General features: G+C 41.0%; 1 protein-coding gene. It reads right to left on the reverse strand.

The features are described 5' to 3' along the window. Positions 1-671 (reverse strand): IS701 family transposase (locus tag ACT3SX_RS15430; protein WP_444761861.1); only part of this gene is annotated, 671 nt, incomplete at both ends.

Consider the following 671-nt stretch of genomic DNA (forward strand, 5'->3'; position numbering starts at 1 on the left):
GTCAAACTTATCCAAACTAATATAGAACAGCAAATATGATTGCGCTGAATACGTGCTTTTCGACACTGATTAGACTCTATACCTGTTAATTGCTTAATCTCACGATGAAACTGCTCAATCTTCCAGCGTATGGCGCACACCTGTTGTACGTCATCACGATTTGTTTGAGTGGTGTCGTTGGTTACGACCCAATCCGTGCGGTGAGCACTCACCACAACCCGAAACAGTTGCACTTTATAGTCTTTAGGAAATTTATTGATCTTAATTAATTTGCCATTATCTTGTTCGGCCTCAGTCCATTGTAAAGCACTGACTGAGGTATAAGCGCGTTGCCCCTTAGAATCATCAACCAAACGGTTGCTCTTAAGCGGACAGTAAAAGATTTTACCTAAGCCATCAATGGTCAGCATGATATCTTTAGTGGCATACCAGCTGTCCATAAGCACCGTTTTAAATACCAATTGCTTGTACTCGATCGTGTGTCGTAACATATCTTCTAAATGATCAAGCTTGGTTTTACCATCGATGGCTTTGTCGTAAATACGGTAGTCAATAACCCAATACTGCTGGGTATGCGGGTTAACGTAGATGCAGTTTACAAGACCAATGCCTTTAATTAATCGTTTAGCATTGCCACTATATTGGCGGTTGACCAGTTCTATCTTATGACT

The organism is Psychrobacter sp. AOP31-B2-9, assembly GCF_052378005.1.
Classification (GTDB): Bacteria; Pseudomonadota; Gammaproteobacteria; order Pseudomonadales; family Moraxellaceae; genus Psychrobacter.